The sequence below is a fragment of the Cyanobium sp. CH-040 genome, assembly GCF_024346135.1.
Classification (GTDB): Bacteria; Cyanobacteriota; Cyanobacteriia; order PCC-6307; family Cyanobiaceae; genus NIES-981.
Map to the genome: position 1 here is coordinate 142,772 of NZ_JAGQCJ010000003.1, position 21,680 is coordinate 164,451.

20 protein-coding genes are annotated in these 21,680 nt (G+C 72.2%); 11 read left to right on the forward strand and 9 right to left on the reverse strand.

Going from position 1 to position 21,680, the window contains the following annotated elements; genetic code table 11:
* Positions 1 to 44 precede the first annotated feature (44 nt).
* Positions 45 to 1,436 (reverse strand): trigger factor, encoded by a 1,392-nt coding sequence (gene tig, locus KBY90_RS04670; protein ID WP_254967306.1) that lies wholly within the window; start codon positions 1,434 to 1,436, stop codon positions 45 to 47.
* A gap of 426 nt (positions 1,437 to 1,862) precedes the next feature.
* Here tig and KBY90_RS04675 point away from each other — a divergent pair, with 426 nt between their 5' ends.
* The 3 genes from KBY90_RS04675 (at position 1,863) to KBY90_RS04685 (ending at position 5,964) form a co-directional block, all read left to right on the forward strand.
* Complete coding sequence (locus tag KBY90_RS04675; RefSeq protein WP_261353065.1) at positions 1,863 to 2,939, forward strand: aspartate-semialdehyde dehydrogenase; 1,077 nt, start codon at positions 1,863 to 1,865, stop codon at positions 2,937 to 2,939.
* A complete protein-coding gene (gene dapA / locus KBY90_RS04680; protein ID WP_254967307.1) occupies positions 2,936 to 3,826 on the forward strand; it encodes a 4-hydroxy-tetrahydrodipicolinate synthase in 891 nt (296 codons plus the stop codon). Before KBY90_RS04675 ends, dapA begins: the two co-directional genes overlap by 4 nt.
* A gap of 113 nt (positions 3,827 to 3,939) precedes the next feature.
* Entirely contained in the window at positions 3,940 to 5,964 is a 2,025-nt protein-coding gene (locus tag KBY90_RS04685; RefSeq protein WP_254967308.1) for a ribonuclease J, read from the forward strand.
* A gap of 13 nt (positions 5,965 to 5,977) precedes the next feature.
* Here the strand turns inward: KBY90_RS04685 and KBY90_RS04690 are convergent, their stop codons facing one another.
* Both KBY90_RS04690 and tilS read right to left on the reverse strand, forming a co-directional pair.
* Positions 5,978 to 6,565 carry a hypothetical protein gene (locus KBY90_RS04690; protein ID WP_254967309.1) on the reverse strand — a complete coding sequence of 196 codons (588 nt, stop codon included), beginning with the start codon at positions 6,563 to 6,565 and terminating at the stop codon, positions 5,978 to 5,980.
* A complete protein-coding gene (gene tilS, locus KBY90_RS04695; RefSeq protein WP_254967310.1) occupies positions 6,562 to 7,602 on the reverse strand; it encodes a tRNA lysidine(34) synthetase TilS in 1,041 nt (346 codons plus the stop codon). Before tilS ends, KBY90_RS04690 begins: the two co-directional genes overlap by 4 nt.
* A 19-nt stretch (positions 7,603 to 7,621) precedes the next feature.
* Here tilS and KBY90_RS04700 point away from each other — a divergent pair, with 19 nt between their 5' ends.
* The 3 genes from KBY90_RS04700 (at position 7,622) to uvrB (ending at position 10,979) form a co-directional block, all read left to right on the forward strand.
* Entirely contained in the window at positions 7,622 to 8,398 is a 777-nt protein-coding gene (locus KBY90_RS04700) for a DUF561 domain-containing protein (protein ID WP_254967311.1), read from the forward strand.
* 88 nt (positions 8,399 to 8,486) lie between these two features.
* Complete coding sequence (locus KBY90_RS04705; RefSeq protein ID WP_254967312.1) at positions 8,487 to 8,915, forward strand: phage holin family protein; 429 nt, start codon at positions 8,487 to 8,489, stop codon at positions 8,913 to 8,915.
* Positions 8,916 to 8,969: 54 nt separating this feature from the next.
* A complete protein-coding gene (gene uvrB / locus KBY90_RS04710; RefSeq protein WP_254967313.1) occupies positions 8,970 to 10,979 on the forward strand; it encodes an excinuclease ABC subunit UvrB in 2,010 nt (669 codons plus the stop codon).
* 44 nt (positions 10,980 to 11,023) lie between these two features.
* Here uvrB and KBY90_RS04715 read toward each other — a convergent pair whose 3' ends face one another.
* Genes KBY90_RS04715 through KBY90_RS04725 form a run of 3 tightly spaced genes read right to left on the reverse strand, consistent with a single transcriptional unit; the run spans position 11,024 to position 14,701 of the window.
* Positions 11,024 to 12,892 carry an aspartate kinase gene (locus KBY90_RS04715; RefSeq protein WP_254967314.1) on the reverse strand — a complete coding sequence of 623 codons (1,869 nt, stop codon included), beginning with the start codon at positions 12,890 to 12,892 and terminating at the stop codon, positions 11,024 to 11,026.
* Between the two features lie 55 nt (positions 12,893 to 12,947).
* Positions 12,948 to 13,964: a DNA polymerase III subunit delta gene (holA, locus tag KBY90_RS04720; RefSeq protein WP_254967315.1), complete on the reverse strand. Its 1,017-nt coding sequence runs from the start codon at positions 13,962 to 13,964 to the stop codon at positions 12,948 to 12,950.
* Complete coding sequence (locus KBY90_RS04725; protein ID WP_254967316.1) at positions 13,964 to 14,701, reverse strand: type II toxin-antitoxin system Phd/YefM family antitoxin; 738 nt, start codon at positions 14,699 to 14,701, stop codon at positions 13,964 to 13,966. Before KBY90_RS04725 ends, holA begins: the two co-directional genes overlap by 1 nt.
* A gap of 212 nt (positions 14,702 to 14,913) precedes the next feature.
* Between KBY90_RS04725 and KBY90_RS04730 the strand changes: the two genes are divergently transcribed.
* Positions 14,914 to 15,642, forward strand: a complete 729-nt coding sequence (locus tag KBY90_RS04730) for a precorrin-8X methylmutase (protein ID WP_254967317.1) — start codon at positions 14,914 to 14,916, stop codon at positions 15,640 to 15,642.
* Here KBY90_RS04730 and mutS read toward each other — a convergent pair.
* A complete protein-coding gene (gene mutS / locus KBY90_RS04735) occupies positions 15,606 to 18,512 on the reverse strand; it encodes a DNA mismatch repair protein MutS (protein ID WP_254967318.1) in 2,907 nt (968 codons plus the stop codon). The two genes, KBY90_RS04730 and mutS, sit on opposite strands and share 37 nt — an antisense overlap.
* Positions 18,513 to 18,518: 6 nt before the next feature.
* Positions 18,519 to 18,794 carry a hypothetical protein gene (locus tag KBY90_RS04740; protein WP_254967319.1) on the reverse strand — a complete coding sequence of 92 codons (276 nt, stop codon included), beginning with the start codon at positions 18,792 to 18,794 and terminating at the stop codon, positions 18,519 to 18,521.
* A gap of 124 nt (positions 18,795 to 18,918) precedes the next feature.
* On the opposite strand from KBY90_RS04740, the gene psbZ reads away from it, so the two are divergent.
* Both psbZ and ribH read left to right on the forward strand, forming a co-directional pair.
* A complete protein-coding gene (gene psbZ, locus KBY90_RS04745) occupies positions 18,919 to 19,107 on the forward strand; it encodes a photosystem II reaction center protein PsbZ (protein ID WP_254967320.1) in 189 nt (62 codons plus the stop codon).
* Between the two features lie 82 nt (positions 19,108 to 19,189).
* Positions 19,190 to 19,669: a 6,7-dimethyl-8-ribityllumazine synthase gene (ribH, locus tag KBY90_RS04750; RefSeq protein ID WP_254967378.1), complete on the forward strand. Its 480-nt coding sequence runs from the start codon at positions 19,190 to 19,192 to the stop codon at positions 19,667 to 19,669.
* Here the strand turns inward: ribH and KBY90_RS04755 are convergent.
* The gene (locus KBY90_RS04755; protein WP_254967321.1) at positions 19,647 to 20,111 is read right to left on the reverse strand and encodes a GNAT family N-acetyltransferase; all 465 of its coding nucleotides are present in this window, start codon (positions 20,109 to 20,111) and stop codon (positions 19,647 to 19,649) included. The genes ribH and KBY90_RS04755 overlap by 23 nt on opposite strands.
* A gap of 43 nt (positions 20,112 to 20,154) precedes the next feature.
* Between KBY90_RS04755 and rfbA the strand changes: the two genes are divergently transcribed.
* Entirely contained in the window at positions 20,155 to 21,087 is a 933-nt protein-coding gene (rfbA, locus tag KBY90_RS04760; RefSeq protein WP_254967322.1) for a glucose-1-phosphate thymidylyltransferase RfbA, read from the forward strand.
* A complete protein-coding gene (gene rfbC / locus KBY90_RS04765; RefSeq protein ID WP_254967323.1) occupies positions 21,077 to 21,679 on the forward strand; it encodes a dTDP-4-dehydrorhamnose 3,5-epimerase in 603 nt (200 codons plus the stop codon). Before rfbA ends, rfbC begins: the two co-directional genes overlap by 11 nt.
* Position 21,680: the final 1 nt, after the last annotated feature.

A 21,680-nucleotide genomic window follows, 5' to 3' on the forward strand; every position in this document is an offset into this window, starting at 1 on the left:
CACGCGCGCGTGGGCTGGGATCGTCAATCTATGGGGCTCGGCGCTCAGGCCGGGGTCTGGGTACCGGCCTCGGGCTCGGGGGCCTTCTCGGCGATCGTGCTGTTCTCCTCCAGCCAGGCCAGCAGCTTCTCGCGCAGCAGGTCGTCGGCCACCACCCGGCGCAGACGGTCCGGATCGATCCGTCCCTCCTGGCTGATGCCCCGGCTCACATCCTTCACCTTGGCCTCGAGCTCCTCGGCCGCCACCTCGATGGCCTCGGCCGCGGCCAGGGCCTGCAGGGCGAGGCTGCGGCGCAGACGCTGCTCCGCCTCCGGCCGGGAGGTGTCCATCAGCGAGCGCACCAGATCTGGGCTGAACAGCTTCTTCACGTCCATGCCCTGCTGGGCGATCTGGCCGGCGGTCTGCTCGATCAGGTTGCGCACCTCCTGCTGGATGAGGGTTTCGGGCAGTTCCACCTCCAGCTGTTCCACCAGGGCCTCCAGCAGGGCGTCGTGGCGGGCGGCCCGGGCGCGCCGTTCGGCGTCCTCCTTCAGCCGGGTCTCGAGGTCGTCCCGCAGCTCGGCCAGGGTCTGCTTGTCGCTGGCCTGCTGGGCGAAGGCGTCGTCGAGGGGGGGCAGCTCGCGGGTCTTGAGGTCCTTGAGGGTGATCGTGAAGCGGGCGCTGCGGCCGGCGGCATCCTGCTGGGGGTAGTTCTCGGGGAACTGGCACTCCACCGTTTTCGTGTCGCCCACGCCCATGCCGATCACGCCCTCCACGAAGCCGGGGATCATGCGGCCCTCCTCCAGCTCCACCTCGCTGGCGTCGCTGCTGCCGCCCTGGATCTCCTCGCCCGTGTCGACGTAGACCCCCTGGAAACTGAGCACCGCCACATCGCCGCTCGCGGCGGGGCGGTCCTCCACCGGCACCAGGGTGGCCAGCTGCCGGCGCGACTGCTCGATCAGCTCATCCACGCGGGCCGGGTCGTAGGCCACCGCCTCGGCTTCGGCCTTGAGGCCCCTGGTCTGCTTCAGCGTCGGGGTGGGCTCCACGTCGAGCTCCACGGTGATCGTGAGGTCGCTGCCGGGCTCGAAGCGCTCCAGCACCAGCTCGAAGCCCTCGCTCAGCTCGGGCCGGCTGATGGCGGCCACCTTCTCGAGCTCCAGCGCGTCGCGGCAGGCGGCATCCACCAGATCCTCCAGGGCGGTGGCGCGGATGCGCAGCGGGCCGATCTGCTGCAGCAGCACGGGCCGGGGAACCTTGCCCTTGCGGAAGCCCGGCAGTCTCACGCTGCGGCTCAGCCGCTCCACGGCCGCCTCGTAGCTGGCCTGGCTGCGGCTGCCGGGGATGGCCACCTCCAGCGCCACCCGGCTGCCGGGCCGGGGAGAGGAGGTGACCTTCAGGGCGGACGCCCCGCTGGCGGCCGGATCCGACGAGGAGGCTTGGGCGGCTGGACTCATGACAGGGCGACGCAGCCCCCGATCCTAAGAAAGCGGTCGCAGCCCCCTCGCCGGGCGGTATTGTGCGTGCATCTGATGACCAGGCCGCGCAATCCGGCCCTCGCGACCCGGCCGTCTCGACCTCGCCGTCTCGACGGGTCAGCTGGGCACCTCCGGGCATCGCGCGGTGGCGACGCACCTGAACCGGCCTCCTACAGGCCCCAGCTGTCCACCACCCCAGCTGTCCACCACAGCATCCACCCCCACTAACGGACCCGCACCACGGACGGATCCCAGCGCCACCGGTCGTCGCGCCTCTCCTCACAGCTTTTTCCTTTCGGCCCAGGCAATCCGTTTCGGCCCAGGCAATCCGCACCAGCAGATCCGCACCGGCCACCTTCGCGCTCACCTCCCAGGCCCAGCTGCCATCCCCACCCTTCCGCTCCCTTGATCACCGCCCGGACCGCCCCTGCTCCAGCTCCCAGCGCTCTTCCCCGCCGTCCCCTGCGGGTGGCCATCCTCGGCGCCACCGGCGCCGTGGGTCAGGAGCTGCTGCAGCTGCTGGACGAGCGTCGCTTCCCGGTGGCCGAGCTGCGCCCCCTGGCTTCGGCCCGCTCGGCCGGCCACAGCCTGCGCTGGCAGGACCGGGACCTCACGATCGCCGAGGTGAGCGCCGAGGCCTTCGAGGGCGTGGATCTGGTGCTGGCCTCCGCCGGTGGTGCCGCCTCCCGGCAGTGGGCCCCGGTGGCGGTGGTGGCCGGTGCGGTGGTGATCGACAACTCCAGCGCCTTCCGGATGGATCCGGCCGTGCCGCTGGTGGTGCCGGAGGTGAACCCTCAGGCGGCCTTCGGCCATCGGGGAATCATCGCCAACCCCAACTGCACCACGATCCTGCTCACCCTGGCCCTGGCGCCCCTCCACCACCGGCGACCGATCCGGCGCGTGGTGGTGAGCACCTACCAGAGCGCCAGCGGCGCCGGCGCCCGCGCCATGGAGGAGCTGCGCCAGCTGAGCCGCACCGTGCTCGACGGCGGTGAGGCGCGCAGCGCGGTGCTGCCCCACTCGCTGGCCTTCAACCTGTTCCTGCACAACTCGCCCCTGCAGCCCAACGGCTACTGCGAGGAGGAGTTGAAGATGCTCAACGAGACGCGCAAGATCATGGACGCCCCCGATCTGCGTCTGACGGCCACCTGCGTGCGGGTGCCCGTGCTGCGGGCCCATTCCGAGGCCGTGAACATCGAGTTCCACGAACCCTTCCCGCTCGACGAGGCCCGCGAACTGCTGGGCCAGGCTCCCGGCCTGGAACTGCTGGAGAATTTCGAGGACAACCGCTTCCCCATGCCCACCGACGTCACGGGCCGGGATCCGGTGGCCGTGGGCCGGATCCGCCAGGATCTCAGCGACCCCAACGCCCTGGAGCTCTGGCTCTGCGGCGACCAGATCCGCAAGGGGGCGGCCCTCAATGCCGTGCAGATCGCCGAGCTGCTGCAGCGCGGGGACGGAGCCGGAGGAGGTGACGGGTGAGCGCCGCTCCCTTCGGCCGCGTGCTCACCGCCATGGTCACTCCGTTCCGGGGTGACGGTGCGGTGGATCTGGATCTGGCCGCCCGTCTTGCCGACCATCTGGTGAGCACCGGTTCCGATGGGCTGGTGATCTGCGGCACCACCGGCGAGTCGCCCACCCTCAGCTGGGATGAGCAGCACCAGCTGTTCGCCGCCGTGCGTGAGGCCGTGGGCGGCCGGGCCAGCCTGCTGGCCGGCAGCGGCAGCAACTGCACCGCCGAGGCGGTCGAGGCCACCCGCGAGGCCGCGGCCCTCGGCGCCGATGGTGCCCTGGTGGTGGTGCCCTACTACAACAAGCCGCCACAGGACGGTCTGGAGGCCCATTTCCGGGCGGTTGCCGGGGCGGCTCCCGAATTGCCCCTGATGCTCTACAACATCCCCGGCCGCACGGGCGCCAGCCTGGCGCCCGACACGGTGGCGCGGCTGCTGGATCTGCCCAACGTGGTGAGCTTCAAGGCGGCCAGCGGCACCAGCGATGAAGTGAGCGCCCTGCGCGCCGTCTGCGGTGACCGCCTGGCCATCTACTCCGGCGACGACGCGCTGACGCTGCCGATGCTCGCCGTGGGGGCCGTGGGCGTGGTGAGCGTGGCCAGTCACCTGGTGGGCGAGCGCATCAGCGCCATGGTGCGGGCCTTCTGCGCCGGCGATCAGGCCACGGCCCTGCAGCTCCACGACCAGCTGCTGCCGCTCTGCCGGGCGCTGTTCTGCACCACCAACCCCATCCCCGTGAAAGCCGCCCTGGAGCTCAGCGGCTGGCCCGTGGGTGCCCCAAGACTTCCCCTCCTTCCCGCTGACGACGCCGTGAGACAACGCCTCTCCGAAACCCTGGCCGCCCTGCGTCCGACCTGACGCCAAGGCTGTTGAGCCGAGGGCAACGCCAACGCCCTGGTGCCGTCTTCCGGGTTTCCCCCCGATCGTCTCCGTTCACGTTCATTCATTCCCCTCTTTTCCTGAAGTCCCACATGTCCAGTTCCAACGGCAGCAGCAACGGTTCCAGACAGCCCGCTCTGCGGGTGATTCCCCTCGGCGGCCTGCATGAGATCGGCAAGAACACCTGCGTCTTCGAGTACGGCGACGACCTGATGCTGGTGGACGCCGGCCTGGCCTTCCCCAGTGACGGCATGCACGGCGTCAACGTGGTGATGCCCGACACGAGCTATCTGAAGGAGAACCAGAAACGCATCCGCGGCATGATCGTGACCCACGGTCACGAAGATCACATCGGTGGCATTGCCCACCATCTCAAGAACTTCAACATCCCCGTGATCCACGGGCCGCGCCTGGCCCTGGCCCTGCTCACCGGCAAGATGGAGGAGGCGGGCGTGATGGACCGCACCATCCTCAAGACCGTGGCTCCCCGCGATGTGGTGAAGGTGGGCCAGCACTTCTCGGTGGAGTTCATCCGCAACACCCACTCGATGGCCGACAGCTTCTCGCTGGCCATCACCACGCCGGTGGGCACGGTGATCTTCACCGGCGACTTCAAGTTCGACCACACGCCGGTGGACGGCGAGCACTTCGACATGGCCCGCCTGGCCCACTACGGCGAGCAGGGGGTGCTGTGTCTGTTCAGCGACTCCACCAATGCCGAGGTGCCGGGCCACTGCCCGCCCGAGCGCTCGGTGTTCCCCATGCTGGATCACCACATCGCCCAGGCAGAGGGCCGGGTGATCATCACCACCTTCGCCAGCTCGATTCACCGGGTGGCGATGATCCTGGAGCTGGCGCTCAAGAACGGCCGCAAGGTGGGCCTGCTGGGCCGCTCGATGCTGAACGTGATCGCCAAGGCACGCGAGCTCGGTTACATGCGCGCCCCCGACGATCTGTTCGTGCCGATCAAGCAGATCCGCGATCTGCCCGACCGGGAGACGCTGCTGCTGATGACCGGCAGCCAGGGCGAACCGCTGGCGGCGCTGAGCCGCATCTCCCGCGGTGAACATCCCCAGGTGCAGGTGAAGAGCACCGACACGATCATCTTCTCCGCCAGCCCGATCCCCGGCAACACCATCTCGGTGGTGAACACCATCGACCGGCTGATGATGCTGGGCGCCAAGGTGGTCTACGGCAAGGGCGAGGGCATCCACGTGTCCGGCCACGGCTTCCAGGAGGACCAGAAACTGATGCTGGCCCTCACCAGGCCGAAGTTCTTCGTGCCGGTGCACGGCGAGCACCGCATGCTCGTGTGCCACAGCCGCACGGCCCAGTCGATGGGGGTGCCGGCCGACAACATCCTGATCATCGACAACGGTGACGTGGTGGAGCTCACCCCGGAGTCGATCCGCCGGGGCGAACCGGTGAAGGCCGGCATCGAGCTGCTGGACGCCTCCCGCAACGGCATCGTCGATGCCCGCGTGCTGAAGGAGCGTCAGCAGCTGGCTGAGGACGGTGTGATCACCCTGCTGGCGGCGATCAGCACCGACGGCGCCATGGTGGCTCCACCGCGGGTGAACCTGCGCGGTGTGGTCACCAGCGCCGATGCCCGCAAGCTCAGCCTCTGGGCCGAGCGGGAGATCACCTGGGTGCTGGAGAACCGCTGGAAGCAGCTGTGCCGCAACACCGGCGGCCAGGCCCCCGACGTGGACTGGGTGGGCGTGCAGCGCGAGGTGGAACTCGGCCTGCAGCGCCGGCTGCGGCGCGAACTCCAGGTCGAACCGCTGATCCTCTGCCTGGTGCAGCCCGCCCCCGCCGGAACCCCGGTCTACAAGGGCCGTGCCGACGTCGAGCCGGACAACCGCCCGGCACCCCGTGGACGCGGCGGCCGTGATGGGGCCCGCCCGGCGCGCAGCGACCGTCCGGTTGGTGCGCGCACCGAGGCGGCGCCCCGCCAGCAGCGCCAGCTGGCCACCGTGGGCGCCACCGCCAACGGCGGCAACGGCAGCAACGGTGCCAGCGGCAGCAACGGCTCCAGCGCGCCCGCCGCCGCCGTGCCGGAACGGGAGTTCAGCGGCCGCACCCGCCGCCGCCGTTCAGCGGCGGCGGCGGGCTGAGGGAGCTCGCGGTTCAGGTCAGGCTCACCCGCAACAGCCCCCGGCTGAGTTCCTCCATCTCCCGGGCGCTGAGGCGGGTGGGATCAAAGGCCAGCGGGTCCACCGCCCGTGGCGTCCGCCCGGCGGCACCCAGGGAGCCCACCTCCTGCAGCTCCAGTTCCTGCCGGCGGCCCGGGTCGGCCTGGGCCACATCGAGCTGTTCCGGTTCCTCCACCACCTCCACCGCCAGCTCCTCCATCCAGGGCATGGCCGCGGTGCTGGGCTGGCCGGGGGCGGCTCCGGCCATGTCCGGATTGTTGCCCTGCTCCACCTGCAGGCACTGCTGCAGGCCCTGCTCGGCGATGTCGCGCAGGGTCACCTCGCTGCAGTTCTCCAGCACGGTCTGGTAGTGGGTGCGGGCATCGCCCACCGCTCCCATCCCATAGAGCCGGGTGTGCCCGAGCAGCAGCTCCACCCGCAGCCGCACCGGGTCGGCCGGATCGGCCGGCAGGTCCCTCAGCAGCGCCTCGCCGAGGGCCTCCACCTGGGGCCACTCGCGCTCGCTGTAGAGCCGTTCGATCGTGGCGTAGCGCTGTTGCAGGATCTCGGGACTGAGGCTCATGGGGCTGAGGGGTCGCGGTCACGGCACAGCCACAGTGTGGTGCCCTGCCAGTGCAGGTGCCAGCCGTGGCCCAGATCGGCCCCTCCGGGGCCGCGCTCGGGAGGCAGGCGATCGAGCACGGCCTCGAGGCTGCGGGCCGGCCAGCGCCGGCCACTGGCCTGCTCGAGCCAGCTCTGCAGCAGCTGGCTCTGATTGCCGCGCCCCAGGCCGGCCAGGCGTCCGCGCCGCAGGCCGGCGCCGACGGCCCCCGGCGGGGCCGGCGCCTGCAGGGGCTCCAGGGCCAGCCGCAGCAGCTCGGCCGCGGCATCCTCCGCCTCTGCCAGCTGTTCCGCAGCCCTGGCGATGCGGCGGTCCGCACCGGGGTGCAGGCTGTTCAGCACCGGCCCCACCTCCAGCCGCAGGCGGTTGCGGCTGAAGCGCGGATCGCTGTTGCTGGCGTCGCTCCACACCGGCAGCGCCAGGCTGCGGCAGAGGCGCGCCGTGTCAGCGCGGTCGAAGTCCAGCAGCGGCCGCACCAGCTCGACCGGCGGCTCGAGCGTGCGCCGGCGGCGCAGGCTGCCCAGACCCCGGCGGTGACTGCCCCGCGCCAGGTTGAGCAGCAGCGTCTCGGCCCGGTCGGTGGCGGTGTGGCCGGTGACCACCCGGGTGCAGCCCAGCTCCCGGGCCCGCCGGGCCAGCCGGTCGTAGCGCCAGCGCCGCGCCGCGGCCTCGCTGGGGACCTCCTCCGCGCTGCGCTGCCAGCCCTCCACCAGGATCGGCAGGTCGCGGTCTGCGGCCCAGCGGCTCAGCGCCGCAGCCTGCTCCGCCGACTCCGGCCGCCAGCGGTGATCGCCGTGCCAGAGGCTGAGCCGCCAGCCGTGCCGCGCGCGCAGATCCAGCAGCAGCCCCAGCAGGGCCATGGAGTCCTGCCCGCCGGACACCGCCAGCAGCAGCGGCGCGCCGGCCGGCAGCAGCTGCGGATGGCGCTGCAGCAGGCGGTGCAGGCGGTGGTGGTCGCCGCTCCAGGAGGCCGTTGGCTTGGGGTGGGAGAATCCCATCCACTGTGCTTCCCCCGGCATGTCGCGTCTCGATCGCCTGCCTGCCCCGCTGCGCTCCGCCCTCGCCCAGGGCCGCCTGCTGAAGGTGATCGCCGGCCTCACCAACCACGACGCCGCTGCAGTCGAGCGCATCAGCCGCGCCGCCGGCCGCGGTGGCGCCGACCTGATCGACGTGGCCTGTGATCCGGAGCTGGTGCGGCTGGCTGCCCGGGTGAGCGGCCTGCCGATCTGCGTCAGCGCCGTGGATCCCGAGCTGTTCCCCGCCGCCGTGGAGGCCGGCGCTGCCCTGGTGGAGATCGGCAACTACGACGCCTTCTACCCCCTGGGCCGCATCTTCGACGCCGCCGAGGTGCTGGAGCTCACCCGCCGCACCCGCTCGCTGCTGCCCGAGGTGGTGCTGAGCGTCACCGTGCCCCACGTGCTGCCCCTGGATCAGCAGGAGCAGCTGGCCATCGATCTGGTGGCCGCCGGCGCCGACCTGATCCAGACCGAGGGCGGTACCAGCGCCCGCCCCTTCAGCGCCGGCAGCCTCGGCCTGATCGAGAAGGCCGCCCCCACCCTGGCCGCCGCCCACGGCATCAGCCGGGCCCTGGCCGCCGCTGCGGTTCCGGCTCCGGTGCTCTGCGCTTCCGGTCTCTCGGCCGTCACCGTGCCGATGGCGATCGCCGCCGGCGCCGCCGGCGTGGGCGTGGGCTCGGCCATCAACCGGCTGACCGACGAGCTTGCCATGGTGGCCGTGGTGCGCGGCCTGCGTGAGGCGCTCGGTGAGCTCGTCTCGGTCCCGTCGCGTCCGTAACGACAGGCCTCTGTAACGACGCCCCGCCGTGGGGTTGCGGGTGCGGCAACTGTGCCTAGCTTGACTGCGCCTGCCCCCTATTGAGGTCATGGGTTCTCTCGTCTGGCTGCTGCAGTGGCCGATTCGCGCGATTGTGCTGCTGATCGTGGCCTGGCTTCCCCTCGGCGTGGAGCTGGACAGCTTCCCCATCGCCCTGCTGGCTGCCGTGGTGATCGGCCTGCTGGGCACCCTGCTGCTCTGGCCCCTCAGAGCCCTGATGGCTGTGCCCTGGGCGATCACCAGCCTCGGCGGAATCATCACGCCGATCAGCTGGCTCTACAACTGGCTGATCACCGTGATCCTGTTCGGCCTGGCGGCCTGGCTGATTCAGGGCTTCCGGCTGCGGCGGGGCCTGCTCAGCGCCGCCCTGGGTGCCGTGGTGTATGCCGTGCTCTCCACGGTGCTCCTGCGCCTGCTGGGGCTGGACGTGGACTTCACCCGCGCCTCGGCGCTGATGGCCGGATCGCTGGTGGGCTGAGTCCCGGGGCCGTGCGGCTCGCGGCCGCTGGCCGGACTGGCCGACAATGGCCCTATGGCCAGTCCCTTTCAGCTCCACGCCCCCTATGAGCCCAAGGGCGACCAGCCCGAGGCGATCGACGGGCTGGTGGCGGGTGTCGAGGGCGGCGAGCGCTACCAGACCCTGCTGGGGGCCACGGGTACCGGCAAGACGTTCACGATCGCCAATGTGATCGCCCGCACCGGCCGGCCCACGCTGGTGCTGGCCCACAACAAGACGCTGGCGGCCCAGCTCTGCAACGAGCTGAGGGAGTTCTTCCCCAACAACGCCGTCGAATATTTCATCTCCTACTACGACTACTACCAGCCGGAGGCGTACGTGCCCGTCTCCGACACCTACATCGCCAAGACGGCGTCGATCAATGAGGAGATCGACATGCTGCGCCACTCGGCCACCCGGTCGCTGTTTGAGCGGCGCGATGTGATCGTGGTGGCCTCGATCAGCTGCATCTACGGCCTGGGGATTCCCAGCGAATACCTCAAGGCCGCCGTGAAGTTCCAGGTGGGCGAGACGCTCAACCTGCGGGGCTCCCTGCGGGAGCTGGTGAACAATCAGTATTCCCGCAACGACGTGGAGATCTCCCGCGGCCGCTTCCGGGTGCGCGGCGACGTGCTGGAGATCGGCCCGGCCTATGAGGACCGGCTGGTGCGGATCGAGCTGTTCGGCGACGAGGTGGAGGCGATCCGCTACGTGGATCCCACCACCGGCGAGATCCTGCAGAGCCTCGACACCATCAACATCTACCCGGCCAAGCACTTCGTCACACCCAAGGAGCGGCTGCAGGAGGCGATCAAGGCGATCCGGCTCGAGCTGCGCGAGCGGCTGGATGTGCTCAACGCCCAGGGCCGGCTGCTGGAGGCCCAGCGGCTGGAGCAGCGCACCACCTACGACCTGGAGATGCTGGAGCAGGTGGGCTACTGCAACGGCGTGGAGAACTACGCCCGCCACCTGGCTGGCCGCGAGGCGGGCACGCCGCCCGAGTGCCTGATCGACTACTTCCCCGACGACTGGCTGCTGGTGGTGGATGAGAGCCACGTCACGTGCTCGCAGCTGCAGGCGATGTACAACGGCGACCAATCGCGCAAGCAGGTGCTGATCGAGCACGGCTTCCGCCTGCCCAGCGCCGCCGACAACCGGCCGCTCAAGGGGGAAGAGTTCTGGCAGAAGGCACGCCAGACGATCTTCGTGAGCGCCACCCCGGGGACCTGGGAGCTGGCCGAGAGCAAGGGACAGGTGGTGGAGCAGGTGATCCGCCCCACCGGCGTGCTCGATCCGGTGGTGGAGGTGCGCCCCACCGACGGCCAGGTGGACGACCTGCTGGGGGAGATCCGGGTGCGGGCCGAGAAGCAGGAGCGGGTGCTGGTGACCACCCTCACCAAGCGCATGGCCGAAGACCTCACCGACTACCTGGCCGAGAACGGCGTGCGGGTGCGCTACCTGCACTCGGAGATCCACTCGATCGAGCGCATCGAGATCATCCAGGACCTCAGGAACGGCGAATACGACGTGCTGGTGGGCGTGAACCTGCTGCGGGAGGGCCTGGATCTACCGGAGGTGTCGCTGGTGGCGATCCTCGATGCCGACAAGGAGGGCTTCCTGCGGGCGGAGCGCTCCCTGATCCAGACCATCGGGCGGGCCGCCCGCCACGTGGAGGGGGTGGCCCTGCTCTATGCCGACAACCTCACCGATTCGATGGCCAAGGCGATTTCCGAAACCGAACGCCGCCGGGCCATCCAGCAGACCTACAACGAGAAGCACGGCATCACCCCCACCCCGGCGGGCAAGCGGGCCGGCAATTCGATCCTCGCCTTCCTGGAGGTGTCGCGCCGGCTCAACGACGAGCAGCTGGAGCAGGCCACCGAGCAGGCTGAGCACAACGCGGTGCCCCTCGATTCCCTGCCCGAGCTGATCCAGCAGCTCGAAGACAAGATGAAGGCCGCCGCCAAGAATCTGGAGTTCGAGGAGGCCGCCAACCTGCGCGACCGCATCAAGGGGTTGCGCCAGAAGCTGGTGGGCAGGGCCTGAGCGACCAGGACCAGGCCTGAGCGCCAAGACCTGAGCGACCGGGTTCAGACCGGGGCTTCCGTGCCTTCGGCCCTGTGGGTGATGGCGCCACCCAGCGCGAAGGCGGCGTGCACCGCCTGCAGGGCGCGCACGCCGTCGCCTTCGGCCAGCACGCAGCTGGTGCGGATCTCGCTGGTGGCGATCATCTCGATGTTGATCCCCGCTTCCGCCAGGCAGCGGAACATGCGCGCCGCCGTGCCCGGGGTGCAGGGCATGCCGGCGCCGACGGCGCTGACGCGGGCGATGGCCGGACCCTCCTCGAAGCGCGAGCCCGGCCACTGGCGCAGCACCGGTGCCAGGGCCCGCTCGGCCCGGGTGCGCTCGTCACGCTTGAGGGTGAAGCTGATGTCGCGGCTGAGCTGGCTTCCCTCGCCGTGGGTGCGCTCCGACTGCACGATCGCATCGAGGCTGATGCCCGCATCGGCCAGGGCGCGGCAGACGGCGGCGGCGGTGCCGGGACGATCGGGCACCCGGCGCACGGCCACCTGGGCCTGGTCGCGGTCCAGGGCCACGCCGCGCACCGGCGGGGCCTCCAGCCGGCAGAGCTCGGGGTTGTGCTGCAGCTGGCTCTCGTGCAGCTCGAAGGCCTCGGCGGCGGCCCGCAGGGCCCGCTGGCCCTGCTCGCCGGCCACCAGGCAGCTCACCTTCACCTCGCTGGTGGCGATCAGGCGCACGTTGATGCCGCAGCGGGCCAGGGTGTCGAACAGGCGGGCGGCCACCCCCGGACGGCCCATGATGCCGGCGCCGGAGATGCTCAGCTTGGCCAGGCCGCCCTCCCCCCGCAGGCAGGCCCCGCCGTCGACGCCATCCGCCAGCTGCTCCACCGGCTCGGCGCCCATGCCGATCAGCACCTCCCGGCTCACCAGCAGGGCCTGGTCGAGGTCCGTTTCCGGCAGGGTGAAGGCGATGTCGTTGGTGTAGCCGTCCCCGCCGCGGCCGCTGCCCTCGTGGGTGGCCTGCACGATCAGGTCCACGTTCAGGCCGGCGGCGCCCAGCGCCTCGAACAGCTGGGCGGCCACTCCGGGCCGGTCGGGCACGTGGGAGAGGGCCACCACGGCCTGGTGGGTCTCGAGCTGGGCGCCGTCCACGGGCTTGCCCAGCTCCAGGCCGCCGCTGCCGATCGCCTGGGGCGCGCCGCTGGTGAGCCGGGTGCCCGGGGCCTCGCTCCAGCTGGAGCGCACCACCAGGGGCACGCCGTAGTTGCGGGCGATCTCCACCGCCCGCGGATGCAGCACGGCGGCCCCGAGGCTGGCCAGCTCCAGCATCTCGTCGCAGGTCACCGTCTCCAGGAACTGGGCATCGGCCACCTTGCGCGGGTCGGTGGTGAGCACCCCGGGCACATCGGTGTAGATCTCGCAGGCCTCGGCGCCGAGGGCCGCCGCCAGGGCCACGGCCGAGGTGTCGGAGCCGCCGCGGCCCAGGGTGGTGATCTCCGGGGTGCCGGCGGCGCCGCTGCTGGTGCCCTGGAAGCCGGCCACCACCACCACCTGGCCGTCGTCGAGCAGGCGCCGCAGCCGTTCGGTGCGGATCTCCAGGATGCGGGCCCGGCCGTGGGCCGACTCGGTGACGATGCCCGCCTGGGTGCCGGTCATCGACACGGCCGGCACCCCCAGGGCGTGCAGGGCCATGGACAGCAGCGCGATCGACACCTGCTCACCGGTGGAGAGGAGCATGTCCATCTCGCGCTGGGGCGGGTCGCTGCAGATCGCCCGCGCCAGGCCGGTGAGCTCGTCGGTGGTGTGGCCCATGGCCGACACCACGATCACCAGTTCGTGGCCCTCTTCCCGGCAGTGGGCGATGCGCCGGGCCACCGCCTGGATGCGCTCCACGTCGGCCACCGAGGTGCCCCCGAACTTCTGAACCAGCAGGGCCATGGCACCGGGACCGCGCCCCCGCGGTCTGCACATCGATCGCAGCGATTATCTGCCCTCACCCCGCGCCGGCGGTGCCCAGCAGGAAGCCGTCGCGGAAGGCGGCGCCGGGATCGGCGCCGCGCTTGAGCTGGACCTCCACCTCCAACAGCTGGCCCAGCAGTCCCAGGAACCGCTCCGGCTGGCGGCCGCGGATCTGGCGGCGCAGCACGTAGACGCGCTTGGGGTTGCCGATGCCGGCGGCCTGGGCGATGGCAGTCACGTCCTGCTCCCCCTGGCGATCGAGCAGGGCCACCCACAGCCAGCCGCGGATCTGGCCGCTGAGGGTGGCGACGATGCGCAGCGCCGGCTCCCCGGACGCCAGCAGTGCGTCGAGCAGGGCGATGGCCTCGGCCGGCCGCCCCGCCAGCAGGGCATCCCCCACCGCCAGGGCGGTGGTGCTGTGGCCGCCCACCAGGGCCTGCACCGCCGCCGCGGTGATCGCCGGTGCTGTGCCCGCCGGGGGGGCGGCCTCGGCGGCGGCGAACAGGCTGAGTTTCTCCAGCTCGCTGGCCAGGCGGGCGCTGTCGCTGCCGATCGCCTCGGCCAGGGCCTCGGCGGCGGCCGGCTCCAGCGCCAGCCCCAGCTCGCGGGCGGTGCGGGCCACCAGGTCCACCTGTCCGGCCTCGTCCCACACCGCCGGCAGCGGGAAGCTGCGCTCGCTGGCCTGGCCCGCCTTGACCAGCTTCTGCAGGGCCTTGGTGGTGCGCAGGCGGCCGTCCGGCTTGGCCGGGTTGACCAGCAGCAGATGGCAGCTCTCGGGGATCAGCTCCAGCGCCGCCTCCAGCTGGTCGGCCAGCTCCGCCGGGCACTGGTTGCAGAAGGGACTGCGCTGCAGCGCCACCACCCGGGCGCCGGCCCCGAAGGGCGGCGTGCGCGCCTCCTCCAGGGCCCGGGCCGCCTGGTCGGGGTCGTTGCCGTCCAGGCGGCTGAGGTTGATGGCGGCCCAGGCCGGATCCACCAGCTCAGCGATCAGGGCCTCCACCGCCCGGCCGCGGGCCGCTTCGTCGTCGCCCCAGAGCAGGTGGATGGGCATCAGACGCTGGGCACCACGGGCAGGTCGAGGGCGGGCAGCAGGGCCCGGCCGTGCAGCAGCTCCGCATCGTCGCTCACCAGCACCGCCGCTCCGGCCTGGATGGCCGCGGCCAGTTCCAGGGCGGCCCCGGCGCTGAGGTGGCCCCCGCATGGCTGGGTTCCGGATGGCTGGGTCGCCCATGGCTGGGTCGCCCGTAGACGGGGCCGGCGCAGGCGGGCGGCGGCCTCGGCGACGGCCCCATCCACCGCCATCACCTGCCAGGCCTGGCCGTCGGCGAACACCTGGCGGTAGCTCTGGGCCCGGCCCTCGTGGCCCCGGCTGAGGGGCCCCTCCAGCAGCCGCATCAGGCAGAGGCTGCTGATCTGCCCGCGCCAGATTCCCCGGCCGATGCCCTCCAGCAGCTGGGTGAGCAGCCCGCCCTTGTCGGCTGCACCGCTGAGAAAGGCGATCAGCGCCGAGGCCTCGAAGCCGATCAGGGCCCCATGGGCCAGCTGGTGAGGGTCAAACGGGCTCCCGGAGGCCGAAGGGACTGCTGCCGAATCCGGCCAGTATCCGCGGCCACTGCCGCGCAGCTCCAGCAGCCGCCGGCGCTGGGGCACCTGCCGCTGGTAGAGCGGGACCAGGGCCGCCACAGGCTGGCCGTGACGGTTGATCACCAGCTGCTCGCCGGCCTCGGCCCGGCTGAGCAGCTCGGGCAGGCGCCGCCTGGCCTCCTGCACCCCCAGGGACTCGGTCATCGGCGCAGCGGTGAGGGTGGTGCGGGCTGTTCCAATTCTGTACACGCTGTACAGAATCAGGATCCGGCTTCAACGCGATTCGGCCGGAGCGCGATCCGGTCGTCACAGGGTCGGGCTGAAACCTGAGCTGCAACCGGGCCGAAACTGGTGCTGAAACAGGGCGTCGGTTGCCCGGATCCGCCAGGCGACGCCACTGCCACCCCCCTTTCCGCTTGGACCCACTGCCTGACCACCGGTTCGACCATCCGATCTTCAGCGAGAGCATCGTTCTGATCCGGCAGCTGCTGGCGGATCAGGCCCGCGGCGATGCCCACCTGGCGCGGACGCTGGCGGGGCTGGATGGCCAGGAGCGCGATGTGCTGGAGCGCTGCGTGCACAGCAGCGGCGATCCGGCGATCGCGGCCGATCTCGGCTTCACCCCGCAGGCCTGCGCGGCCGGGGTGGCGGCGCTGCGGGCCGGGGCGCCGATCCTCACCGACACGGCCATGGCCGCGGCGGCGGTGGCGCCGATGGCGGGGCGCACCTTCGCCAACCGGGTGGCGTGCGCCCTGGCCTGGGCCCCGGCGCAGGCGCCCGCGGGCTCCACGCGCGCGGCGGCCGGCATGGCGGCGGCCCTCGCGGAGCTGGGTGCCGGCGGCAGAGGTGCCGGGACGCCGGCCGTCGCGCCGGTGGTGCTGATCGGCAGCGCCCCCACCGCCCTGGAGGTGCTGCTGGAGCGGGTGGCGGCCGGCGCGGTGGAGGCCCCGGCCCTGGTGATCGGCATGCCGGTGGGATTCGTGGGGGTGGAGCAGAGCAAGCGCCGCCTGGCGGCGAGTGGCCTGGCCCACATCCGGCTCGAGGGCTCCAAGGGCGGAGCCGGTCTGGTGGCCGCGGCCTGCAACGCCCTGCTGCGGGCCGGCTGGCTTCAGGCGGCGAGCGCCCCGTCCCCCTTCTCCGGCTGACCGAGGCTGATCTGGCTGTTGGCCTCGATGCGGCCCAGCACCTGGCGGGCGCGCAGCACCACCGGCGCCGGCACGCCGGCCAGGCGGGCTGCCTCGATGCCGTAGCTGCGGCTGGCGCCGCCGGGCACCACGCGGTGCAGGAAGCGCAGGTCGTGGCCGGTCTCCTCCACCAGCACCCGGGCGTTGGCGACGTTGGGCAGCACGGCGGCCAGTTCGTTGAGCTCGTGGTAGTGGGTGGCGAACACGCAGCGGGCGCCGATGGCGGTGGCCAGGTGCTCGGCCACCGCCCAGGCGATCGAGAGGCCGTCGAAGGTGGCGGTGCCGCGGCCGATCTCGTCGAGCAGCACCAGGGAGCGGGCCGTGGCGTGGTGAAGGATGTTGGCCGTCTCGGCCATCTCCACCATGAAGGTGGACTGGCCGGCGGCCAGGTCGTCGCCGGCGCCGACGCGGGTGAAGATGCGGTCGGCGATGCCGAGGCGGGCGGACGCCGCCGGGATCCAGCTGCCCATCTGGGCCAGCAGCTGCAGCAGGCCGTTCTGGCGCAGGTAGCAGCTCTTGCCGCTGGCGTTGGGGCCGGTGAGGATCAGCAGGTCGGGGGCCCCCCCGGTGTCACTGCTGCTTCCCAGGGCGATGCCGTTGGCGGTGAAGCCCTCCTCCACCAGCAGCTGCTCCACCACCGGGTGGCGGCCGGCCTCGATCTGCAGCACGCGGGCGTCGGCGCCGCCGGGGTCGGTGATCTCCGGGCAGCAGTAGCCGCCGGTGGCGGCCACCTCGGCCAGGCCGGCGAGGGCATCGAGTTCGGCCACCAGCCGGGCCGCCGTGCGGATCGCCGCGGCCTGCTCGCCGACGCGGCCGCGCAGGGCGCAGAACAGCTCGTATTCGCGCTGGGCGGCGCGGGCCCGCAGCTGCTGGATGCGGCCCTCGCGGGCCTTGAGCTCGGGGGTGACGAAGCGCTCCTCGTTGGCCAGGGTCTGGCGGCGGATCCAGTGCTCAGGCACGGCGCCGGCCTTGGCCCGGCTCACCGCCAGGAAGTAGCCGAAGGTGCGGTGGTACTGCAGCCGCAGGGTGCTGATGCCGCTGAGCCGGCGCTCGTCGGCCTCCTGGCCGGCCAGCCAGGCGTCCTGGTCGTCGAGCTGGTTGCGCAGGCCGTCGAGCTGGGCGTCGACGCCGTCGTGGATCAGGCCGCCCTCGCTCAGGGCCAGGGGCGGACTCTCCACCAGGGTGTGGCGCAGGTGTGCGGCCAGCGCCTCGAGCTCCGGCCAGGGGCGGGCCAGGGCCTGCAGCGGTGCGCTGGTGGCGCCGGCCAGCAGGGCGGCCAGCTGGGGGAGGCGCTCGAGGCCGTCGGCCAGGGCCACCAGGTCGCGGGCCGAAGCGCTGCCGGCGCCGGCCCGGCCGGCGAGACGCTCCAGGTCGCCCATCGGCCGCAGCAGCCGGCGCACCGCCAGGCGCAGGGGACGGGCCGCCACCAGCTCGCTCACACTGCCCTGGCGCTCGAGGATGGCGGCGCGTTCCACCAGCGGCGCCTCCAGCCAGCGCCGCAGGCAGCGGCCGCCCATGGCCGTGTGGGTGCGGTCGATCGCCCACAGCAGCGAGCCGTGCAGGCTGCCGCCCAGCTGGGTGCGGGTGAGTTCGAGGTTGCGGCGGGTGGCGGCGTCGAGCACCAGGGCGTCGCCGGCGTGCCAGGTGGTGGGCAGGTCGAGGGGCACCCGGGGCGGGTCGCCGCTGCCGCCGCCTGCGGAGCTGTTCTGGCTGCCGTACTGGCTGCCGTTCTGGGTACCGTCCAGGTAGTGCACCAGGCCGCCGGCGGCGCGCAGGGCCAGGGGCACCTCCCCCAGCCCGAGGCCATCGAGGCTGGCCAGGCCGAAGCGCTCCTTGAGGGTGGCGCTGGCCTCCGGCAGCTCGAAGGGGGTGCGGGGCAGCCGCGTGAGCCGCAGGCCGGCGGGACACCAGGCCGGCGCCGCGGCGGTGTCATGGGGCGCGCCGTCAGCGCCGCCGCCGGGCCAGAGCACCTCGGCGGCCTCCAGCTGCAGCAGCTCCTGGTGCAGGGCGTCGCTGCCGCGGCGCTCGCTCACCCGGAACTCGCCGGTGCTCACGTCGGCCACGGCCAGACCCCAGCGGGCCGCCGAGCCCTGGGCGGGGCCGTCCAGCACCACGGCACAGAGCCAGTTGTTGCGGCGGGCGGCGAGCATGCCCTCCTCCAGCACCGTGCCGGGGGTGAGCACGCGGGTGATGTCGCGGCGCAGCAGCTCGCCCCGGGCGGGGGTGGTTTCCAGCTGATCGCAGAGGGCCACGCTGAGGCCGCGGCGCACCAGCTCGCCGCAGTAGCGCTCGGCGGCATGGTGGGGGATGCCGGCCATGGGCACCCGGCCGATCGCCTTGCCGCCCTCCTTGCCGGTGAGGGTGAGCTCCAGCAGGCGCGAGACGGCGATCGCGTCCTCGAAGAAGCACTCGAAGAAATCCCCCAGCCGGTAGAGCAGCAGCCGCTCGGGATGCGCCCGTTTGAGCTCCACGTAGTGGCGCAGCATCGGCGTGAGCTGATCCGGCTCCACCAGGCGGTGGTGGTGCCAGGGGGGGAGGTCGGAGTCGGGGCTGCCGGGGCCGTTGGCGGCGGTTTCGCCGGAGGCTGCGGACGGCGCACCGGACTGGGAGGACGGGCCGGCGGCGGCAGGGCTGGCCTGGCGGCGCCGGCGGGGGCGGGCGGCGGCATCGGCCGCCAGGGCCTCGGCATCGAGGCCATCGCTGGTGGCGGCTGGTTTTGCCGCGGCTTGCGGGGCGGCGCGGCGCGCCGGTCCGGGGATGTCGCCGAAGAGGCTGCCCTGCACGGCGGCTTCGGACACGAGCGAAAGCTGCTGCTCGGCTTCCGCGGCCACGGGCGCTCACAGGACTCTCAGGCTGGGATCGTAGGCGCAGTCGGCAGCCTGGCCGAGCGTCTGGCTGAGCGCCGGGCTGAGCGTCTGGTCGCGTGCACGGCTGAGCGCTGCGGGCTCCCGGGAGCGAAGGGGGTGTGCGGGTGTTTTCGAGTTGTGTACAGGCTGTACAGAACTCGATCCTCTCCGCTCACGGTCCATCGCCATCGCCATCGCCATCGCCATCGCCACCGCCACCGCCACCGCCACCGCCACCGCCACCGCCACCGCCACCGCCACCGCCACCTGGCCACGGCTGGTCGGGGGCGGCTGCCCGACAACTTGTGAAGGAACGTCCCGGGGTGCGCCGGGGAGCCGGGAGCCACGTGTGAGAATCCCGAAACTGACCGGCCGGCCTGCCCGCTGATCCATGCAGATCCTCAACACCCTCACCGTTCTGGCCCTGGTGGTGATGTCGTTCGCCCTGATCGTGGCGGTGCCGGTGCTGTACGCCAGCAGCGAGGACAGCGGCCGTTCCAACCGCCTGATCCTGCTGGGCGGCATCGCCTGGCTGGCCCTGGTGCTGGTGAACTGGGGCATGAGCCTGTTCGTGGTCTGAAGCGCAGCCCCGAGGGATGGTCCCGGAGGGCGGCTTCTAGGCTCGGGCCATCCGATCAGCGCCACGGCAGTGGCGGGTGCCCGTGGCCACATTCGAGGGAACGTTCAGCGGCGCGGCCGGTCTGCGACTGGCGATCGTGGTGGCCCGTTTCAACGATCTGGTGACCGGCAAGCTGCTGAGCGGCTGCCTCGACTGCCTGCACCGCCACGGCATCGACACCTCCGCTGCCAGCACCCAGCTGGATCTGGCATGGGTGCCGGGCAGCTTCGAGATCCCGCTGGTGGCCCAGAAGCTGGCGGCCAGCGGCCGGTACCAGGTGGTGATCACCCTGGGGGCCGTGATCCGCGGCGACACCCCCCACTTCGATGTGGTGGTGGCTGAGGTGAGCAAGGGCGTGGCGGCGGTGAGCCGATCCACCGGCGTGCCGGTGATCTTCGGGGTGCTCACCACCGACACCATGCAGCAGGCCCTGGAGCGGGCCGGGATCAAGAGCAACCTGGGCTGGAGCTACGCCCTGCAGGCGATCGAGATGGGCTCGCTCATGGCCGCTCTGCCTGCCTGACCAGCAGCACCTGGCTGTCCGCCCGGCGGAAGCCGAGCTGTTCGTAGAAGCCGGCGCTGTTGGTGGTCATCAGATACACCCGCTCCACCTGGCGCACGCGCGGGTGGCTGAGCAGGCCCTCCACCACCCGGCGGCCGAGGCCGCGGCCCTGGAGGTCGCCGGCCACCACCACATCCCAGAGCACGGCGCGGCATTCACCATCGGTGCTGGCCCGCCCGAAGCCCACCAGCCGCTTGCCCCGCCACAGGCTCACCACCACCGGGCTGCCGCCCAACAGGCGGCGCAGCTGGGAGTAACTGCGCTGCCGGGCCCAGAAAGCGTGGTGGTTGAACAGCCGCTGCAGCTTCAACAGCCCCCGGGTGGGCCGCAGGCCGGGGCCGAGGCCGAGCCAGCGCAGGCCGGGGGCGCCGGGGGCGTGACGCAGGAGTCGGATCGCGGCCATCAGACGCGGCTCATGGCAGCATCCTCCCAGCCACACCGGCGCCTTGGCTCAGCAACGCAGGGGAATCATCCTGGCCGGCGGCAGCGGCACCCGGCTGCACCCGATCACGGTGGGCGTGAGCAAGCAGCTCCTGCCCGTGTATGACAAGCCGATGATCTATTACCCGCTGAGCACGCTGATGCTGGCGGGCATCCGCGAGGTGCTGATCATCACCACCCCCCACGACCAGCCGGCCTTCGAGCGGCTGCTGGGTGACGGCGGCGCCTGGGGGATGACCATCCGCTACGCGGTGCAGCCCAGCCCGGACGGGCTGGCCCAGGCGTTCCTGATCGGCGCCGAGTTTCTCGCCGGCGCGCCGGCGGCGCTGGTGCTGGGCGACAACCTCTTCCACGGCCACGACCTCGTGCCCCAGCTGCAGGGCAGCAACGGCTGCGGCGACGCCGCCACGGTGTTCGCCTATCCGGTGCGTGACCCGGAGCGCTACGGGGTGGTGGAGTTCGCCGCCGACGGCCGCGTGCTGAGCATCGAGGAGAAACCGGCCCGGCCCAAGTCGCGCTATGCGGTGACGGGGCTCTACTTCTATGACGCCTCGGTGGTGGAGCGGGCGCGGCGGGTGCGGCCCTCGGCGCGGGGGGAGCTGGAGATCACCGACCTCAACCGCCAGTACCTGGAGGAGGGGCTGCTGCGGGTGGAGCTGATGGGCCGGGGCATGGCCTGGCTCGACACCGGCACCTGCGACTCCCTGCACGAGGCAGCCAGTTACATCCGCACCCTGGAGCACCGCCAGGGCCTGAAGGTGGGCTGCCCGGAGGAGGTGGCCTGGCGGATGGGCTGGATCGACGGCGTCCAGCTGGAGCGGCTGGCCGAGCCGCTGCGCAAGAGCGGCTACGGCGACTACCTGTTGCGCTGCCTGAACGAGTGCGGCAGCGACCACCGCGCCCTGCAGGCGAGTCTGGAGGTGGGTCATGGAGGCTGAACGGCTGAGGACGGCGGCCGGGGTGGAGCTGGAGGGGCCGCTGCTGCTCACGCCGCAGGTGTTCGGCGACGCGCGCGGCTTCTTCTACGAGAGCTGGAACCAGCGGGCCTTCGCCGCCGCCGCGGGCCCCACCGAGTTCGTGCAGGACAACCACTCGCGCTCGGCGGCGGGCGTGCTGCGGGGCCTGCACTACCAGCTGCCGCCCCATCCCCAGGGCAAGCTGGTGCGCTGCGTGCTGGGCGCGATCTTCGATGTGGCGGTGGACATCCGCCGCGCCTCGCCCACCTTCGGCCAGTGGGTGGGGGCCGAGCTGAGCGCCGGGAACCGGGCCCAGCTGTGGGTGCCGGCGGGCTTCGCCCACGGTTTCCTCACCCTCAGCGAGCACGCCGAGGTGCTCTACAAGACCACCGACTTCTGGAGCCGCGACTGCGAGCGCTCGCTGCGCTGGGACGACCCGCAGCTGGCGATCGCCTGGCCCCTGGAGCGCCTGGCCGGCACCTCCGCCCAGTCCATTGGCCCCCAGCTGAGCGCCAAGGACGCCGAGGCGCCAAGTTTCGCCGAGGTGGTGGCGGCCGGGGAGGTGTTCGCGTGAG

Coding starts and splice junctions, on each gene's coding strand:
- KBY90_RS04690 (WP_254967309.1), bottom strand. CDS start 6,565: ATGAGCCTCAGTCCCGAGATCCTGCAACAGCGCTACGCCACGATCGAA.
- uvrB (WP_254967313.1), top strand. CDS start 8,970: ATGGCCAGTCCCTTTCAGCTCCACGCCCCCTATGAGCCCAAGGGCGAC.
- holA (WP_254967315.1), bottom strand. CDS start 13,964: ATGCCCATCCACCTGCTCTGGGGCGACGACGAAGCGGCCCGCGGCCGG.
- KBY90_RS04755 (WP_254967321.1), bottom strand. CDS start 20,111: ATGGCCGCGATCCGACTCCTGCGTCACGCCCCCGGCGCCCCCGGCCTG.
- tig (WP_254967306.1), bottom strand. CDS start 1,436: ATGAGTCCAGCCGCCCAAGCCTCCTCGTCGGATCCGGCCGCCAGCGGG.
- KBY90_RS04685 (WP_254967308.1), top strand. CDS start 3,940: ATGTCCAGTTCCAACGGCAGCAGCAACGGTTCCAGACAGCCCGCTCTG.
- KBY90_RS04700 (WP_254967311.1), top strand. CDS start 7,622: ATGTCGCGTCTCGATCGCCTGCCTGCCCCGCTGCGCTCCGCCCTCGCC.
- rfbC (WP_254967323.1), top strand. CDS start 21,077: ATGGAGGCTGAACGGCTGAGGACGGCGGCCGGGGTGGAGCTGGAGGGG.
- tilS (WP_254967310.1), bottom strand. CDS start 7,602: ATGGGATTCTCCCACCCCAAGCCAACGGCCTCCTGGAGCGGCGACCAC.
- psbZ (WP_254967320.1), top strand. CDS start 18,919: ATGCAGATCCTCAACACCCTCACCGTTCTGGCCCTGGTGGTGATGTCG.
- KBY90_RS04715 (WP_254967314.1), bottom strand. CDS start 12,892: ATGGCCCTGCTGGTTCAGAAGTTCGGGGGCACCTCGGTGGCCGACGTG.
- KBY90_RS04705 (WP_254967312.1), top strand. CDS start 8,487: ATGGGTTCTCTCGTCTGGCTGCTGCAGTGGCCGATTCGCGCGATTGTG.
- KBY90_RS04725 (WP_254967316.1), bottom strand. CDS start 14,701: ATGACCGAGTCCCTGGGGGTGCAGGAGGCCAGGCGGCGCCTGCCCGAG.